The sequence below is a fragment of the Pseudomonas sp. IPO3749 genome (assembly GCF_013386605.1).
GTDB lineage: Bacteria > Pseudomonadota > Gammaproteobacteria > Pseudomonadales > Pseudomonadaceae > Aquipseudomonas > Aquipseudomonas azotoformans_A.
This window is the reverse complement of the sequence record NZ_JACARN010000042.1, coordinates 55,653-72,486: the sequence shown is the minus strand read 5'-3', so window position 1 is coordinate 72,486 and position 16,834 is coordinate 55,653. Positions and strand designations below refer to the sequence as shown.

The window sequence follows — 16,834 nt, the reverse complement described above, 5'->3', positions numbered from 1 at the left end:
TTGCCGCTACAGGCCAGCCGGTCCAATAACGCCTTATCTCAACAATAAGAGCGACCTTTATGGCGACCTGCGGCGAAGTATTGGTCAACCTCCTGGAAGGCTACGGCGTGGACCAGGTGTTTGGCATTCCCGGCGTACACACCGTGGAGTTGTATCGCGGCCTGGCCCGTTCCAGCATCCGCCACGTCACCCCGCGCCACGAACAGGGCGCCGGCTTCATGGCCGACGGTTACGCGCGCACCAGCGGCAAACCCGGCGTGTGCTTCATCATCACCGGCCCCGGCATGACCAATATCACCACCGCCATGGGCCAGGCCTATGCCGACTCGATCCCGATGCTGGTGATTTCCAGCGTGCAGTCGCGCAGCCAATTGGGCGGCGGGCGCGGCAAGCTGCATGAGCTGCCGAACCAGGGCGCGATGATGGCCGGCGTGGCGGCGTTCTCCCATACCCTGATGTCGGCGGCAGAGTTGCCCGGCGTGTTGGCGCGGGCGTTTGCGTTGTTCCAGGCCGGACGGCCGCGCCCGGTGCACATCGAAATCCCGCTGGATGTGCTGGTGGAAAATGCCGACGCGTTGCTGGGCAGTGAACCGGTCAGCGTGGCCCGTGCCGGCGCGGCGCCGTCGGCGGTCAAGCAAATGAGCCAGTTGCTCGCAGCCGCCAAGAAGCCCTTGATCCTGGCCGGTGGGGGCGCCATCGACGCAGCGCCGGAACTGACCCGACTGGCCGAAGCCCTCGGCGCACCGGTGGCCCTGACCATCAACGCCAAAGGCATGCTGCCCGGCCACCACCCGCTGCTGATCGGCTCAACCCAGACCCTGGTTGCCACCCGCGCACTGGTGGCCGAAGCGGACGTAGTACTGGCCATCGGCACCGAGCTGGCGGAAACCGACTACGACGTGACCTTCGCCGGTGGTTTCGAGATTCCCGGCGCGCTGCTGCGCATCGATATCGACCCCGACCAGACCGTGCGCAACTACCCGCCGCAAGTGGCCTTGGTGGCTGATGCACAAATCGCCGCCGAAGCGCTGTTGGCCGAGTTGACCAGCAAGTCGTTGCCACCGCGTAACAGCGCGTGGGGCGCTGAACGCGTATCGCGCCTGTGGGCGGAACTGACCCCCAGCTGGGACGCCGCCACCCGCGCGCAAACCCTGTTCCTCAATACGGTCCTCGAAGAGCTGCCCAACGCCGTGCTGGTGGGCGACTCCACCCAACCGGTGTACAGCGGCAACCTGACCCTGAACCTCGACCACCCGCGCCGCTGGTTCAACTCGTCCACCGGCTACGGCACCTTGGGCTATGCCTTGCCTGCCGCCATCGGCGCCTGGCTGGGGCGTGGCGATGGGCAGCCGGTGGTGTGCCTGATCGGCGACGGCGGCCTGCAATTCACCCTCCCGGAACTGGCCAGCGCGGTGGAAGCGCGCACGCCGGTGATCGTGTTGCTGTGGAATAACCACGGCTATGAGGAGATCAAGAAATACATGGTCAACCGCGCCATCGAGCCGGTCGGCGTGGACATCTACACGCCGGACTTTATCGGCGTGGCCAAGGCACTCGGTTGCGCCGCCGACAGCATCCAAGGGATTGAGTCGCTGCGCGTGGCACTACGCGCAGCGGCTGATCGCCAAGGGCCGACGCTGATTGAAATCGAACAGGGGCTGTGGATGAAGGCGGTGACGGTATGAGCGCGGTATTGAACGGTGTGTATATCAATGGCGCATGGCGTGCCGGACTGGCCTCGCTTGATGTGATCAACCCCGCGACTGAAGCCGTCCTGGCCCACGTCAGCGTCGGCGATGCGAGCACGGTCACTGAGGCGGTCGACGCCGCCAGCGCCGCGTTCATCGACTGGTCAAAAAGCACCGGCCGCGACCGCGCCGCGCTGTTGCGCAAGATCGCCCAAGGCGTCAGCGAGCAGCGCGAACAGCTGATGCACCTGCAGTCGAGCAACAACGGCAAACCGCTGTTTGAAGCCGCGATTGATGTGGACGATGTGATCGCCACCTTCGACTATTACGCCAGCGTGGCCGAAGCGATGGATGCCAGCCAGGATAGCCCGGTGGCATTGCCCAGCGCGGACTTCAGCGCACGCCTGCGTCGTGAGCCGTGCGGTGTGGTCGGGCTGATCGTGCCTTGGAATTTCCCGATGGTCACCACCGCGTGGAAACTCGCTCCCGCCCTGGCGGCCGGTTGCTGCGTGGTGCTCAAGCCATCGGAAGTCACGCCATTGGCGGAACTGCAACTGGCACGGATTATCGCCGAGGCAGGCTTGCCGGCCGGGGTGTTCAACCTGGTGTGCGGCACGGGCCTGGAAGTGGGCGCGCCACTGGCGGCGGATCGCCGCGTGGCGAAGATCTCCTTCACCGGCAGCAACGCCGTCGGCGTGCAAGTGATGCAGCGCGCCGCCGAAACCATCAAGGGTGTGAGCCTGGAACTGGGCGGCAAATCTTCCCTGCTGGTGTTGGCCGATGCCGACCTGGACCTGGCGGTGGAACTGGCCTGTGGCGGTGGATTTTTCAACGCCGGGCAGATGTGTTCCGCCACCAGTCGCGTGCTGGTAGCTGACAGCCTGGCGGATGAATTCCTGCAACGTGTACAAGCACGGGCTGAAGGCATTCGCGTGGCTGACCCGTTTGCCGATCACGTGGAAATGGGCGCGTTGATCAACCGCGTGCAATATCAACGCGTGTTGGGGCATATCCAGCGCGGTGTTGAGGACGGCGCACGTTTGCTGTGTGGCGGTGACCGACCTGCGGACCTGCCGAAGGGCTTTTTCATCCGCCCGACCGTGTTCACCGACGTACCGCTGGACAGCGCGTTGTGGAACGAAGAGATCTTCGGCCCGGTGCTCTGTGTACGACGCTTCACCTCGCAAGCCGAGGCCATTGCCCTGGCCAACGACAGTGATTTCGGCCTGGTGGCGAGTGTGGTCAGCGCCAGCCACGAAACCGCCGAGCGCGTGGCGAACGCCTTGCAGGCCGGGCTGGTGTGGATCAACGCACCGCAGGTGATCTTCCCGCAGGCCGCGTGGGGCGGTTACAAGCAGAGCAGCCTTGGCCGCGAGTTGGGGCCTTGGGGGTTGGCGGCGTTTCAGGAGATCAAGCATGTGATCCGGTCCCTTTAGCCCATAACGATCTTTTGTGGCGAGGAAGCTTGCTCCCACGCCACAAAGTCATCCGCATTTTTTAGATAGCCCCTGCGACTTTCTCATTTGCCCCCCTCCTCCACCCATGGCCTGATTCGCCCCTGTTCACTCAAGGCCGTCTCATGGAAACCGTCCAAACAAAACCCACCACCGCCGTCTGGCTGATGATCAGTGTCGTGCTGGTCGCCCTCAACCTGCGCCCGTCGATGGCTGCTGTCGGCCCACTGTTGTCCTCGATTCGCGGCGACGTGCCCTTGAGCTTCAGCAGTGCAGCGTTGCTGACCATGTTGCCGGTGATGGCCATGGGCTTGGCGATGTTCTTCGGCATGGGCCTGGCCAAACGTTTTGGCGAGCACCGCAGCATCGTGGTGTCGCTGCTGGTGATTGGCATGGCGACATTGTCGCGGTTGTTCCTCGATTCGGCGCTGGAGTTGATTGTCAGCGCCATCGCCGCCGGTGTGGGGATTGCGATGATCCAGGCGCTGATGCCCGCACTGATCAAGTCGCGGTTCAGTGACAATGTTTCGCTGTTCATGGGCCTGTACGTCACCGCGATCATGGGCGGCGCGGCGCTGGCCGCCTCGTTTGCACCGTTCGTGCAGGTGCAGACCGGCAGTTGGCGCATCGGCCTGGCGATCTGGGCCGTGCTGGCGCTGTTGGCCTTGGTGTTTTGGTACGCCCAGCGCTCGGTGTTGCCGCCACTGCCCCAAGCCGGTGCTGGTCCTCAAGAATCATTTTTCGGTAACGGTCGCGCGTGGTTGCTCGCGGTATTTTTCGGACTCGGTACCGCGTCCTACACCTGCGTGCTCGCCTGGCTGGCGCCGTATTACGTGGAGCAAGGTTGGAGTGAACAGAACGCCGGCTTGCTGCTGGGTTTCCTGACGGCCATGGAAGTCGTCTCCGGCCTGATCACCCCGGCCATCGCCAACCGTCGCCAGGATAAACGCGGCGTAGTCGCGGTGTTGCTGGTGCTGATCATCCTGGGTTTCTGTGGCCTGATCCTCAGCCCGCAACACCTGAGCCTGCTGTGGCCTTGCCTGCTCGGCCTGGGCATCGGCGGCCTGTTCCCGATGAGCCTGATCCTGTCCCTCGACCACCTCGACAACCCGCGCCGCGCCGGTGGCCTCACCGCGTTTGTGCAAGGCATCGGCTACCTGATTGCCGGGTTGTCGCCGCTGATCGCCGGGATGATCCGCGATCAACTGGGCAGCTTCGAATGGGCCTGGTGGTCGCTGACGGCGGTGATCGTGGTGATGCTGTTGATCGTCACGCGCTTTAACCCAAAGCATTACGCACGACATATCCGCTGAGGTCGTGTTGCAAACAGTATTTGTCTCACACCAAACATAGAAACGCCCTACAGAGCATTCTATTGGCACGCTCGTTCCGTTAAGCTTTTGTGCTGTCTTGTACTGAGTTCGGTACAAAGGGTTTACGGACGAAACCGATGCTAAACAGTAACTTGCTCAGAAAGCTCGATATGCAGGACTTGATGGTGTTTATCGCCGTCTATGACCAGAGCAGCGTTACCGAGGTGTCTGAAACGCTGTTTGTCAGCCAGTCCACCGTGAGCTACAGCCTGAAGAAGCTGCGCACCAGTTTTGAAGACGAGCTGTTTATCAACACGCGCGCCGGCATGCGCCCGACGTACAAGGCCACCACCATGTACGGCCATGTGCAGAAGATCCTCGAAAGCATCAACCTGTGCCACGCCGGCAGCCAAGCCTTCGATCCGACGCTGAAGGCCGTGACCTTCAACGTGTGTGCGCCGGAATATTTCGAACAGTTGATCCTGCCGCGCCTGTTGAAAAACTTTGACCGCGCCGACCTGCCGGTGATCGTCAATGTGCAGAAGCTGGAAACCGACATCCCCGCCGACGACCTGCGCGAAGGTCGTCTCGACCTGGTGATTTGCTTCGGCCCCAACTTCCATCGCGCCCACAAAGACTTCCGCACCCAGATGCTGCTGGAGGACGACTTGGTGTGCGTGTTCGATAAACACTCGGCGCCGCGGGAACCGGCCTTCAGCCTGCAGTCCTTCGTCGAACGACGCCACGTGTTTCCCACGCCGTGGACCTCCGACACCAACATGATCGACGGCTGGCTCGCACGCCAGGCCCACAAGCGCCAGGTCATCGCCCGTGCCAACAGCTACAGCGCAGCCTTGAAGATGATCACCGGCACGGACTTCATCGTCACCTTGCCCCGTCGCGTGCAAAAGTTGCTGGCGCCGTCCACGGTGTTCGGCCATTGCGAAGCGCCGAACGGCTTGCCGGGGTTCACCCTGGAGATGCAGTGGAACGAAACCAGTGAACAGGACAGTGCCAATACCTGGTTTCGTGAGCAGGTGGTGAAGGTGTGTGCGGATCAGGGGTTGTTGTAGGGCTTAGCCAATTGCGACTTTGCTGTAGGAATCGCGGTCCATGTCGACCAACAGGACACTCAGTTGAACCTGCACGCCCTCCGGCCAGTCGCCCAGGTCCTGCAAGGCTGCCAGCAGGCTTTCCGACAACTGCTTCTTGACCTGCGGCGAACGCCCGCTGAGCAGTGACAGCTTCACCGCGATAAAACCGCGCGGGTCGAGGGAGGTGCCCACCTGGAACGTCTCGACCTTGACCGCACGGCTTTTGATATCGAACTCGGAACCGAACTGGCCAGACACCATCAACACGTTGTTTAGCCGTAGCAGGGTTTTCTCAACGGCCAGGTTCGTCAGGTTGGCGGTGTATTCCAGGTGCAGGTGTGGCATGGAGGGCTCCGAGTCTTTGGTAGGAAGAATCCTAGATATACCACGGAGTCAGGCCTTGGTCGCCAACCCTCGATCGCTCATGAACGCTTCCAGTCGCGAGCGTACCCAGCGCTCGGCCGGGTCCGTGTCCACGTGGCTGAGCCAGACCATGGACAAATCCAGGGTCGGCGTCTCGAACGGGAACGGCTCGCAGAACAGGTGGCCCGACACGGCCATGGCCTCGGCGGTGTAGTCCGGCAGGCTGGCGATCAGGTCGGTGCCGGCGAGCAACGCCGGCAGTGCGCTGTATTGCGGCACCGACAACACCACGTGGCGCTTGCGGCCGATTTCCGCCAGCCACTCATCGGCGAACCCCGCCACGTTGGCGGTGTGGGACACCAGCACGTGAGGGCGTGAGCAGTATTCGTCAAGGGTCAGCGGTGTGTCCGAGGCATCGGCACGCAGGATGCGCGGGCGGATATGGCGCAACAGCTTGCGCTTGGCATTCGCTGGCAGGCCACGGGTCTGGGTGATGCCGACGGTGATATCGCCAGAGGCCAGCAGATCGGGGATGCGCCAGTAGTCCACATGTTGCACCACGAACACCACTTGCGGCGCTTCCTGACGCAGGGCGCGCAGCAACGGCGGCAACAGGCCGAACTCGACATCATCGGACAGGCCGATGCGAAAGGTCATGGTACTGATCGACGGGTCGAAGTCATGGGTCAGGCTCAAGGCCGAGGACAACGAGTCCAGCGCTGGCGATAAATGCTGGATGATTTCCTCGGCCCGCGCCGTGGGCTCCATGCGGTGGCCGACGCGAATGAACAGCGGGTCATTGAACAAAGTACGCAAGCGGTTGAGGGCCGAGCTGATGGTCGGCTGGCCGAGAAACAGCTTCTCTGCCACCCGCGTGACGTTGCGTTCCAGCATCAGTGCTTCGAACACCACCATCAGGTTGATGTCGGCCTTGCGTAATTCATTGCGATTCATCGGCGCCTGCCCCTTTCCCCAAGACAAGCCGCAGTGTAGAAAGCCCCGTTGCCGGCGTCTACGTGTAGGACGCTTCGCTGGCCTGTGCGCCACGCTCAGGTTCGTGCCCCATGCGCAACCGCAGCGCCGCAATAGCCGCCACCACCAATACCAGCGCAATCACCTTCAGGCCGTTCATGGGATTGCCGGTGCTTTGCTCGATCACACCCATTACCGACGGCCCGACAAACCCACCAAGCAGCCCGCACGCGTTGACGAAACCCAGCCCGCCCGCCAGCGCAACACCTTTGAGGCGCGAAGCCGGGTACAGAAAGATGATCGACTGCACCACAAAGAACATCACCGCCGACAGGCAAAAACCGAGCAGGCTGAACACCGGCCCCGATATCGACGCGATGCCCAGGCCCAGCGCCATGGTCAACAGGCCCGTGATCAGCAACCGCCGGCAACGCCCGGGCGTGGTGGCAAAACGCGGTATCAGCAAGGCCCCAAGTGCCGCCGCGATCCACGGCAGCGAGGTCAGCAGGCCGACGCTCATGGTGCTCAGCTCGCCGTATTTGCTGATGATGCTCGGCAGGAAAAAGATCACGGTATAGATGGTGATCTGGTGGCAGAAGTACACAAAGATCGCCAGCAGGATTTGCGGGGTCAGCCAGTTTTTCAACGAGTGACCACCCTCGCCCGCTCCCTCTTCGGTTTCCTGGGCGATGCGCTGTTCGATGCCGCGCGCTTCCTCGGCCGACAGCCATGGCGCCTTGCTCGGACGGTCCGGCAGTTTGCGCCAGACCACCCAGGCAAACGCCACCGCCGGCAGGCCTTCGAGCATGAACATCCACTGCCAGCCGTGCCAGCCGAGCATGCCGTCCATGCGCATCAAGGCCGCGCCCACCGGGCCGCCGATGATGTTGGCGAAGCACACACCGAGCAGGAAATAACCGGTGGCGCGTGCCCGCTGTTCGCGGTTGAACCAGTAGGTCAGGTAGAGCATGACGCCAGGGAAGAGTCCGGCTTCGGCAATGCCCAGCAACAGGCGCAGCACGTAGAACGAGGTCTCGCCCTGCACAAAGGCCATGGCCGCCGAGATCAGGCCCCAGGTCACCATGATCCGCGCGATCCAGAACCGTGCGCCGACCTTGTGCATGATCAGGTTGCTGGGGATTTCCGACAGTGCATACGTCAGGAAAAACAGCCCCGCGCCCAACCCGTACGCCGCGGCGGAAATGCCCAGGTCGACGTCCAGGTGATGTTTGGCCAGGGCGATGTTGGTGCGGTCCAGGAAGCTCAGAATGTAGGCGATGATCAGCAAGGGCATCAGCTTGACGAACATCAGTTTGTTCAACGCCTGCGGTGTGCGGGCGGAAGTCGCGGTAGTCATCGGCAATTCCTCTTGGCGCCCCGCCAGCCGGGCTGGGGGGCGCATCGGTGTTGTTCTAGGAGTCGAGTTGCATAGCCAACGCCTGGGGGCGATGGGAAAACAGTTGCAGCAGCGCGCCGCCCAGGGCGCAGCCGGCCATCACGAAGAAACACACGGTGTAGCCGTGCAGCGTGGTCCAGCCGCCGCCCATGGCGATCAAGCTGCCCATCAGCACCGGCGCCAGGCCGCCACCGATGAACATCGCGGTGGTGATGATGCCGTTGGCGGTGGACGTCGCTGACGGTTCGGCCGAGTCGCAGGCCACGGCGTAATAGATCGGCCACACCGCATTGGCCACCAGGCCGAACAGCAGTTGCACCACGACGATCAGCGTCAGGGTGTTGGCGAAGTAGAACGCGCCGACACTCGCCGCCATCCACACGCCGCAGATGATCAGGGTGGTGCGTCGGCCGATAATGTCCGACAGCGACGGCCACACCAGTTGCCCGAGGATGCCGGTGAGGGTGAACACCACGCTCATCCCCGCCGACTCGGCCAGGGACAGCCCGGCAATGTTGTAGAGGTAGGCCGGCAGCACGATGTTGACGCCCATGTATACGACTTGGGTGAGCATGGTGTTGCCCGCCGTGAGGGCGATATTGCGGTTGCGCAAGGTGGCAAGGAATGTACGCCAGGCCTCGCCTTTGACTTGACTGGCCGGCGCGTTGTCCGGCGGGGTCATGCCTTTGGCGGCGATGTCGACGTACAGTGCAGTGATGCGCTCGGCGGTGGAATAACGCGCCCAGAAAATCATCAGCGGCAGCGCCACCACGAACGCGAAGAAGAACACATAGCGCCAGTTCTCTTCACCAAACACGGTGATGACAAAACTCGCGACGATACCGCTGAGCATCGCGCCAATCGGGTAACCCGTATGGTGCGCGCCCAGGGCAAAACCGCGACGCTCAACCGGCCACCATTCGGCAGTGTTGCTCACCCCCACCGGCTCGCCCCAGCCGGCGCCGAGGTTGACGCCGACGCGTAGGGCAATGAAGGTGGCGAGGTTGCCGCTCAACGCCTTGAAGCCGGACAGAAACGAGATCGCCGTGTAGCCCAGCACCAGCGGCACCTGGAAGCGCGCACGTTTCCAGCCGCCACCATAACGGTCGCTCCACATCGAACCGGGAATATCCAGCAGCGCCAGGGCCAGCATCACCACGGTAGCCACGGTGCCCCATTGGTCGGCGGATAAGTCGAAATGCTTGGAGATGGTCGGCCCCAGACGCAGCACGATCTCACGGTCGTAGGCGTTGAGGATCCAGATCATCCAGCAGACCAGCAGCGACACCCAGGAATGCCGGTGAATACTGCGCAGCGACGCTTTTTTGATAGTTGCCATGGGCCTCTCCAGGCGCGCAAGGGCGCGCACTGACACAAGGTTGCGAAGGAATATGCCTTGTCACACACACGCGCTAGCTGGCGAACCGTCGCTCGGCTATTCCTTGCACGCCCAACCCGGTAATGGCGAACAGCGCTCCGCGCTGCTGGCCGTCTGCCGGAAAACGCGGCAGCGGCGGCTTGGCCATGGAGGTCACAAACAGGGTGTCCAGGTTCGGCCCGCCAAAGGTCAGGCTGGTAACCTTTTTCACCGGCATCTGGATGATGCGATCGACGTGGCCGTCGGGGGTATAGCGCACCAGTTTTCCGGCGTAGACCAACGCCTGCCACAGGCAGCCTTCGGCATCCACGGTGCAACCATCGGCGGCACCACCGCCGGAAGTATCGACCTTGGCGAAGGTGCGACGGTGGCTGACGTTGCCGGTGGCCAGGTCGTAGTCGTAGGCCCAGATCTCGCCGGACCAGGTGTCGCAAAAGTAGAAGGTGTCACCCGACGGGCTCCAGCACGGGCCGTTGGACACGATGATGCCCTCGTCCAATGTGTGCAGGCTCAGGCCGGCGTCCAGGCGGTAAAGCTTGGCGCTGGCGTTGTCTTCCTGGGTGTCCATGGAGCCGAAGATAAAGCGGCCTTGGCGGTCGACCTTGCCGTCATTGAGGCGGTTGTTGGGCAGGTGCGGTTCCGGATCAGCGACAAGGTTGAGTTCGCCGCTGTTGAGGTCGAGGGTGTGCACGCCGTTTTGCAGGGCGACGATGGCCGACTCGCCGTCACGGCGCAGGGCCATGGAGCCGATTTTCTGGCCCACGTCCCAGGCCCGCAGCTCGCGACCGTCGTCGGTGCAACGCAGGATGCGGCCGTCGGCGCTGTCGATCCAATACAGGCGTTGTTGCTCGACGTCCCACACCGGGCCTTCGCCCAGGGTGGTCTTGACGTCGACGAGCACTTCGATACGCATGGTGATCCCCTTATTGTTGTTGTGCGGGATGCAAGCCGCGCCTTGACGCGGCGGTTTGTTGGGTTAGAAGTTGACCTGATCGCGCCCCTTGAGCCCGAGGATTTCCCGCGCTTCATCCGGCGTGGCGACGCGGTGGCCGAGGGCTTCGATCACGGTGCGAATGCGCCGGACCTGATCGGCATTCGACGCCGCCAGTTTGCCCGGCCCGTCCCACAGCGAATCCTCAAGCCCCACGCGCGCGTTGCTGCCCATGGACAGGCCCATGGTCGCCAGCGGAATCTGCCCACGCCCGGCGCCGAGGATCGACCACACGTAGTCGTCGCCAAACAGACGGTCGGCGGTACGGCGCATGTGTGCCAGGTCTTCCGGGTGCCCGCCGATGCCGCCGCGCAAGCCAAATACCGACTGGATAAACAACGGTGGCTTGAGCAGGCCGCGCTCCAGGAAGTGCGCAGCGGAGTAGAGGTGGCCGATGTCGTAGCACTCGATCTCAAAACGCGTACGGTTTTCGGCGCAGGAATTGAGGATGTGAGTGATGTCACGGAAGGTGTTGCGGAAGATCCGGTCGTCACTTTCTTCGAGGTACGGCCGCTCCCAGTCGTGCTTGAAATCGGTGAAGCGGTTGAGCATTTCGTACAGGCCGAAGTTCATCGAGCCCATGTTCAGCGAGGCCAGTTCCGGCTTGAACTGCATCACCGGCTGCAGGCGTTCTTCCACGCCCATGGTCGGCGCGCCGCCGGTGGTGATGTTGATCACCACGTCGCTGGCGGCCTTGATCTGCGGCAAGAATTCGGCGAACAGCGCCGGGTCCTGGCTGGGGCGGCCGTCGTTGGGGTCACGGGCATGCAGGTGCACAATCGCGGCGCCGGCTTCGGCGGCACCGATGGCGGCGTCGGCAATTTCCTGGGCGGTGATCGGCAAATGCGGTGACATCGACGGCGTATGAATCGCACCGGTAACGGCGCACGTAATGATGACAGGACGATTTTTGGGCATGACGAATCTCCGACTTTTATTCTTATGAAAAAAATCCTGGGTACAGCGCGATGTGTTCTTGCGTGGCTTACAGGTACTCGACGTTACCGTCGACGCTGATCGCTTGGCCGGTCACGTTGCGTGCGGCGGGCGAACAGAGGAACAACGCCATGGCGGCCACGTCTTCGGCGGTGACCATGCGCTTGAGGGAAATCTTGTTGAGGTATTCCTGGCGCATCTCGGCTTCGGGCACGCCGACCTGCTCTGCACGCGCGCGGATCACGCCGTCCATGCGCGGGCCTTCGACGATGCCGGGAAGCAAGGCGTTGACGCGGATGTCGTTCTCGCCCAGCTCCGAGGCCAGGGATTTCATCAAGCCGACGATCGCCCATTTCGTCGCCGCATAGGGCGTGCGCCACGCGTAGCCCAAGCGCCCCGCCACCGAGGCGATATGCAGCAAATGGCCGTGGGACGATTCCTTGAGCATCGGCACGGCGTGGTGGGCAAAGCGGTACTGCGCGGTGAGATTAATATTGATGGTGGCTTGCCACTCGGCGTCGCTGATCGCATCGATCCCGCCGGTAGGCCCGGCGATCCCGGCATTGTTGACCAGCACATCGAGGCCGCCGAACTGCTCGCGCTGCACCTGGAACACCGCCTCGATCTGCGCGGCATCGCCGACATCCGCGCGGGTGGCGACGCTGCCTGGGTATTTGTCGCGAAACGCCGCCAGGGCCGGCTCACTCACATCACACACATGCACCTGCGCACCGGCTTCCAGATACGCCGCTGCCAGCACTTCACCAATGCCGGCAGCCCCGCCGGAAATCAACACACGTAACCCAGGATAGGGCTGCAGCCGTTGTAGGACACTCATGCACGTTTACCTCCTGAAGCAGACGACCGCGAACGGTCGTTCTTGACGAGCAGGCGCGCCAGGGAATCGGCGGCCTGCATGATGTCATCGGTCACCGCTGCGCGTGCGCCGGCGCCGTCGCGGGCAGCCAGGGCTTCGACGATGCGCGTGTGCGCCTCCATCGAGCGTTGCAGGTGAGCTTTATCCGGGGCGACCAACGCAAAGCACGGGCCCATGTGCAGCCAGAAGTTTTCCACGGCAGCCATAGTCAACTCGGCCTGGGCCACGGCGTAGATGCGCCGGTGAAACGCAAAGTTGGTCCACAGATAGCGCGACACGTCGACTTCGTCGGCAGCGTGTTGCATCTGCTGGCAGAGGTCAGTGATTTCGTCGAGGTCGGCTTTTTGCAGGAGCAGCACCGCCTTTTCGGCGAGCAAACCTTCGAGGGCGACCCGCGCATCACGGATTTCGCGCAAGCGTTCGACCGTCATCAGCCGCACACGCAGACGGGAGGTTTCGGTGACTTCAAAGGCGTTTTCGGCGCTGAGGCGTTGCAGCGCTTCGCGCACTGGCATCGGGCTGGAACCGAGCGCTTCGGCGAGACCGCGGATGGTGAGTTTCTGGCCAGGCTGGAAACGGCCACTCATCAAGGCTTCGCGGATCTGGCGGTAGACCTGGTCTTGCAAGGTATCGCGGGACACCTGGCGCAGGGTGGGCAGGAGGAGCGGACCATCTGTCATGAGGCAAAACCTGTGTTGTCGTTCTTATGGCCTCAATATGTGATCACAAATCAAATATGTCAAATAATTTCCCATTTATGAGAGTGCACAGATAAATGCGGGAGCGGGCTTGCTCGCGAAAGCGGTTGATCAGTCACAGCGCTGTTGACTGACACTCCGTCTTCGTGAGCAAGCCCGCTCCCACATTTGGACCGCGTTTAGCCTGATATTAGGGTTTTAGCGGGCGCTCCTGATCCCGCTCGGAAAGCTCCGTCCCATCATCGGGATGCTTCCAGGTCTGCGGTTTTTCTTCCTCCCGCCGCCGGGGTTGTTCACGCTCCGGCTCGTCCCGCCGTTTCTGTTGATCAGTCATCGCCACCTCCCATCCGTAAGAATTGGTCACACCTTCAGCATAGAACAGCGAACGCATTTATGACCGCATCACTGATTGATAGCCAATGCGCATCAATCTATCCAAATTTGTCACTTATCATTTCTAAATGTGTCAGCCACTATTCTCGGTCTTAGGCGAAACAAGCACTTTAAAAAGAACGCTGGAGACACAAAACCATGACTAGCCCTACCCGACCCGACTCTGCCCGCTCGAAAGTGGGCGCGGTTTTCCGCGTGACTTCGGGCAACTTCCTCGAACAGTTCGACTTCTTCCTGTTCGGTTTTTACGCCACCTACATCGCTGCCGCGTTCTTCCCTGCCGCTAATGAGTTTGCGTCATTAATGATGACCTTCGCCGTGTTCGGCGCGGGCTTCCTGATGCGTCCATTGGGCGCGATCATCCTGGGTGCCTACATTGATGACGTCGGTCGCCGCAAAGGACTGATCGTGACCCTGTCGATCATGGCCAGCGGCACGCTGCTGATCGTGCTGGTGCCGGGTTATCACACCATCGGCCTGTGGGCACCGCTGCTGGTGCTGCTTGGCCGCCTGCTGCAAGGTTTCTCGGCCGGCGCGGAACTGGGCGGTGTGTCGGTGTACCTGTCCGAAATGGCCACACCCGGCCGCAAAGGCTTCTACACCAGCTGGCAATCGGGTAGCCAACAGATCTCCATCGTGGTCGCCGCCGCACTGGGTTATGGCCTGAACGTGTGGATGGAACCCGCCGTGGTGGCCGATTGGGGCTGGCGCATTCCGTTCGCCATCGGCTGTGTGATCATCCCGTTCATCTTCATCCTGCGTCGCAACCTGCAGGAAACCGAAGAGTTCGCCAACCGCAAGCATCGCCCGACCATGCGTGAAGTGCTGGCGACCCTGGTGAAGAACTGGACCGTAGTCATCGGCGGCATGCTGATGGTGGCCATGACCACCACCGCGTTCTACCTGATCACCGTGTATGCACCGACCTTCGGCAAGACCGTGCTGCAATTGAGCACCTCCGACGCGCTGTTGGTGACCCTGCTGGTGGCGGTGTCGAACTTTGTCTGGCTGCCGATCGGCGGCACCCTGAGCGACCGTTTCGGCCGCAAGCCGGTGCTGATCGCCATGACCGTGCTGACGGTTCTCACGGCTTATCCAGCATTGTCCTACGTGGTAAATGCGCCGAGCTTTGCCCACATGCTGGAAACCCTGCTGTGGTTCTCCTTCCTCTACGGCCTGTACAACGGCGCCATGATCCCGGCCCTGACCGAAATCATGCCGGTGGAAGTGCGCGTGGCAGGTTTCTCCCTGGCCTACAGCCTGGCGACTGCGATTTTCGGCGGCTTTACCCCGGCGATCTCCACCTGGTTCATCCACATCACCGAAGACAAGGCCTCGCCGGCCTACTGGATGATGTTCGCCGCCGCCTGCGCGCTGTGCTCGACCCTGGCGCTGTACCGTCGCGCCAACACCCGTGGCCAGGTGATGCAGGAGGCGGCATGATGAAGCCGTTGCTCAAGACCCTGACGGCCCTGGCCCTCGGCGCCCTGGCGCTGTCGGCACAGGCCGAACAGCTCAAGGTGATGACATCGGGTGGCTTCACCGCTGCGTATAAGTTGCTTGGCCCGCAGTACGCCAAGCAAAGCGGTGACAGCCTCGACACCATCCTGGGTCCGTCCATGGGCAAGGCGCCGGAAGCGATTCCCAACCGTCTCGCCCGTGGCGAACATGCCGACGTGGTAATCATGGTCGGCTACGCCCTGGATGACCTGATCAAACAAGGCAAGGTCGACCCGGCTTCCCGTGTGGAACTGGCGGACTCGCGCATCGGCCTGGTGGTCAAGGCCGGCGCGGTCAAACCTGCAATCGGTACGGATGCCGAACTGAAAGCCGTGCTGAGCAAGGCCAAATCCGTGGCTTACTCGGACAGCGCCAGCGGTGTGTATGTCGAGAAGGAGTTGTTCAAGAAGCTCGGCATGCCGGCCAAAGGCACCATGATCGAACGCCTGCCGGTGGCCGAACAGGTCGCCAAGGGTGACTACGAAGTGGGCCTGCAGCAGGTCGCGGAATTGCTGCCGGTGGCGGGTGTGACCTACGTCGGAAAGATCCCGGAAGACGTGCAATCGGTGACCCGTTTTGCAGCCGGTATCCCGGTGAATGCCGAACACCCTGAGCAGGCCAAGGCCTTGTTGCAGTACCTGGCGTCGCCCCAGGCGCAACCGGTGGTGCAAGCCACCGGCCTGGACTCGGTGTCACGCTGACCGAAACGGCATCTCCCGCACCAACCGTTCCAACTCCAGCGCCGCTGGCGGCAAGGTCCGCCCGCGGCGTTTTATCAAGCCCACATTGCGCATCACCTGCGGCTCCACCAGCGGCACACTCACCAGGATCGGATGCTCGCCGGCCGGCATCGCAATCGAGGGCACCATCGCGACCCCCAGCCCTGCCTCCACCAGCCCGATCATCGTCGTGACGTGGTGCGTCTCGCAGATACTCGGCTTTTTCACCCGCACGCCACGCAACGCCTGGTCGAGCAGGAAGCGGTTGCCGGAAGTCTTGTCCACGGTGATGTAGTCGTGTTCGTAGGCTTCGGACCAGGTCACGCTGCCACGCTGGGCCAGGGGATGATCGCGGCGACAGGCCAGCACATAACGCTCCTGCAGCAGCAGTTCGAACTCCACTTCATCGGCCAGGCTGCCGCTGAAACTCACGCCGAAATCCGCCTCGCCACTTTCTACGGCATTGCACACTTCACCGGCGCTGGCATCCAGCACCCGCAGGCGAATTTTCGGATACAACTTGTGGAATTCAGAGATCACGTGGGGCATGAAGTAATACGCAGTGGACGGCACGCAGGCGATGGTGACATTGCCCATGCGTGTGGACGCGACATTGCTGATGCCCATGAGCGCGACATCGAGATCGTCGAGCATGCGCTCGACCTGCGGCAGGAATGCGCGGCCGACCATGGTCAGGCTGACGCGCCGCGTGGTGCGTTCGAACAGCTTCACATCCAGGGCAGTCTCGAGCTTTTCGATACGCCGGCTGAGGGCCGGCTGCGAGATCCGGATGGCTTCGGCGGCACCGCGAAAACTGCCCTTGTCTACCACGGCGCGGAAGGCTTGGAGGTCGTTGAGGTCGAAGTTGATGATCACGGGAAGGCCAATGTGGTCGAGGTGGCAGGCATTATCGTATGGGAGCCGATGGCGCGCCATGCATGCCGAGACCGGTTTGTCGCAATAACCCTGCTACAAATATGAAGTCATACATATCAGTGGGTTATTGGGTTTTTTGCGGCCACGCAATCGTCGAAATGGGTCAATACTTGCGGCCTGACCTTC

At 62.3% G+C, this 16,834-nt stretch carries 16 protein-coding genes; 6 read left to right on the top strand and 10 right to left on the bottom strand.

The genetic code is table 11. The features are described from left to right. The first annotated feature begins 59 nt into the window (after nucleotides 1–59). The 4 genes from HX812_RS17490 to HX812_RS17475 all read left to right on the top strand — a co-directional run bounded on the left by HX812_RS17490 (nucleotide 60) and on the right by HX812_RS17475 (nucleotide 5,528). Nucleotides 60–1,685 (top strand): 5-guanidino-2-oxopentanoate decarboxylase, encoded by a 1,626-nt coding sequence (locus HX812_RS17490; protein WP_038846272.1) that lies wholly within the window; start codon nucleotides 60–62, stop codon nucleotides 1,683–1,685. Next, a complete protein-coding gene (locus tag HX812_RS17485; RefSeq protein ID WP_038846275.1) occupies nucleotides 1,682–3,124 on the top strand; it encodes an aldehyde dehydrogenase family protein in 1,443 nt (480 codons plus the stop codon). Before HX812_RS17490 ends, HX812_RS17485 begins: the two co-directional genes overlap by 4 nt. A 143-nt stretch (nucleotides 3,125–3,267) precedes the next feature. Beyond that, nucleotides 3,268–4,455, top strand: coding sequence for a cyanate transporter (locus tag HX812_RS17480; RefSeq protein WP_038846278.1), 1,188 nt, complete (start codon nucleotides 3,268–3,270; stop codon nucleotides 4,453–4,455). Nucleotides 4,456–4,592: 137 nt separating this feature from the next. After that, complete coding sequence (locus tag HX812_RS17475; RefSeq protein WP_038846280.1) at nucleotides 4,593–5,528, top strand: LysR family transcriptional regulator; 936 nt, start codon at nucleotides 4,593–4,595, stop codon at nucleotides 5,526–5,528. A gap of 3 nt (nucleotides 5,529–5,531) precedes the next feature. On the opposite strand, the gene HX812_RS17470 is transcribed toward HX812_RS17475, so the two are convergent. From HX812_RS17470 to HX812_RS17430, 9 genes are all read right to left on the bottom strand, one after another. Continuing rightward, nucleotides 5,532–5,894 (bottom strand): 5-carboxymethyl-2-hydroxymuconate Delta-isomerase, encoded by a 363-nt coding sequence (locus HX812_RS17470; protein ID WP_038846283.1) that lies wholly within the window; start codon nucleotides 5,892–5,894, stop codon nucleotides 5,532–5,534. A 48-nt stretch (nucleotides 5,895–5,942) separates the two neighbouring features. Next, nucleotides 5,943–6,866: a LysR substrate-binding domain-containing protein gene (locus HX812_RS17465; protein ID WP_033902626.1), complete on the bottom strand. Its 924-nt coding sequence runs from the start codon at nucleotides 6,864–6,866 to the stop codon at nucleotides 5,943–5,945. 58 nt (nucleotides 6,867–6,924) lie between these two features. Then, nucleotides 6,925–8,241, bottom strand: a complete 1,317-nt coding sequence (locus tag HX812_RS17460; protein WP_038846286.1) for an MFS transporter — start codon at nucleotides 8,239–8,241, stop codon at nucleotides 6,925–6,927. Between the two features lie 55 nt (nucleotides 8,242–8,296). Beyond that, complete coding sequence (locus HX812_RS17455; protein ID WP_038846289.1) at nucleotides 8,297–9,619, bottom strand: MFS transporter; 1,323 nt, start codon at nucleotides 9,617–9,619, stop codon at nucleotides 8,297–8,299. A 73-nt stretch (nucleotides 9,620–9,692) separates the two neighbouring features. Then, on the bottom strand, nucleotides 9,693–10,571 hold the full coding sequence (locus tag HX812_RS17450; RefSeq protein WP_038846290.1) for an SMP-30/gluconolactonase/LRE family protein: 879 nt from the start codon (nucleotides 10,569–10,571) through the stop codon (nucleotides 9,693–9,695). A gap of 63 nt (nucleotides 10,572–10,634) precedes the next feature. Further along, nucleotides 10,635–11,567: a 3-keto-5-aminohexanoate cleavage protein gene (locus HX812_RS17445; protein ID WP_038846292.1), complete on the bottom strand. Its 933-nt coding sequence runs from the start codon at nucleotides 11,565–11,567 to the stop codon at nucleotides 10,635–10,637. Nucleotides 11,568–11,634: 67 nt separating this feature from the next. Then, the gene (locus HX812_RS17440) at nucleotides 11,635–12,423 is read right to left on the bottom strand and encodes an SDR family oxidoreductase (RefSeq protein ID WP_038846293.1); all 789 of its coding nucleotides are present in this window, start codon (nucleotides 12,421–12,423) and stop codon (nucleotides 11,635–11,637) included. After that, nucleotides 12,420–13,142 carry a GntR family transcriptional regulator gene (locus HX812_RS17435; RefSeq protein WP_016975198.1) on the bottom strand — a complete coding sequence of 241 codons (723 nt, stop codon included), beginning with the start codon at nucleotides 13,140–13,142 and terminating at the stop codon, nucleotides 12,420–12,422. Before HX812_RS17435 ends, HX812_RS17440 begins: the two co-directional genes overlap by 4 nt. A 208-nt stretch (nucleotides 13,143–13,350) precedes the next feature. Continuing rightward, nucleotides 13,351–13,551, bottom strand: a complete 201-nt coding sequence (locus HX812_RS17430; RefSeq protein WP_038848344.1) for a hypothetical protein — start codon at nucleotides 13,549–13,551, stop codon at nucleotides 13,351–13,353. A gap of 140 nt (nucleotides 13,552–13,691) precedes the next feature. Here HX812_RS17430 and HX812_RS17425 point away from each other — a divergent pair, with 140 nt between their 5' ends. Further along, nucleotides 13,692–14,996: an MFS transporter gene (locus HX812_RS17425; protein ID WP_038848342.1), complete on the top strand. Its 1,305-nt coding sequence runs from the start codon at nucleotides 13,692–13,694 to the stop codon at nucleotides 14,994–14,996. Continuing rightward, a complete protein-coding gene (locus HX812_RS17420) occupies nucleotides 14,996–15,754 on the top strand; it encodes a substrate-binding domain-containing protein (protein ID WP_038848341.1) in 759 nt (252 codons plus the stop codon). Before HX812_RS17425 ends, HX812_RS17420 begins: the two co-directional genes overlap by 1 nt. On the opposite strand, the gene HX812_RS17415 is transcribed toward HX812_RS17420, so the two are convergent. Further along, nucleotides 15,746–16,648, bottom strand: coding sequence for a LysR family transcriptional regulator (locus HX812_RS17415; RefSeq protein WP_038848369.1), 903 nt, complete (start codon nucleotides 16,646–16,648; stop codon nucleotides 15,746–15,748). The two genes, HX812_RS17420 and HX812_RS17415, sit on opposite strands and share 9 nt — an antisense overlap. Nucleotides 16,649–16,834 lie beyond the last annotated feature (186 nt).